The 256-nt window shown below is 34.4% G+C and carries 1 protein-coding gene; it reads right to left on the bottom strand.

Annotated features, from left to right (window positions below):
- Nucleotides 1-256: biotin carboxylase N-terminal domain-containing protein (locus GUI70_RS25970; protein ID WP_272952942.1), on the bottom strand; the 256-nt coding region annotated here is incomplete at both ends.

Raw genomic sequence — 256 nt, 5'->3', positions numbered from 1 at the left:
CGTTGTACGAGCTTTAACTTTATCTCCAAACATATCTAAATGTTCTAAATGAGGACCAATAAATTTAATCCCTTCTTCTGCACAACGACGCGCAAATTGTTCATTTTCACTTAAAAATCCATAGCCAGGATGAATCGCATCCACATTCGCTTGTTTTGCTACATCAATGATACGCTCAATATTTAAATAACTTTCAGCAGGACCTAAATCACTTCCAACTAAATAGGATTCATCTGCTTTATATCTATGTAATGAA

The organism is Deinococcus alpinitundrae, from assembly GCF_009982895.1.
In the GTDB taxonomy this organism is placed as follows: Bacteria; Deinococcota; Deinococci; order Deinococcales; family Deinococcaceae; genus Deinococcus; species Deinococcus alpinitundrae.
This window is presented reverse-complemented; position numbering and strand designations above follow the sequence as displayed.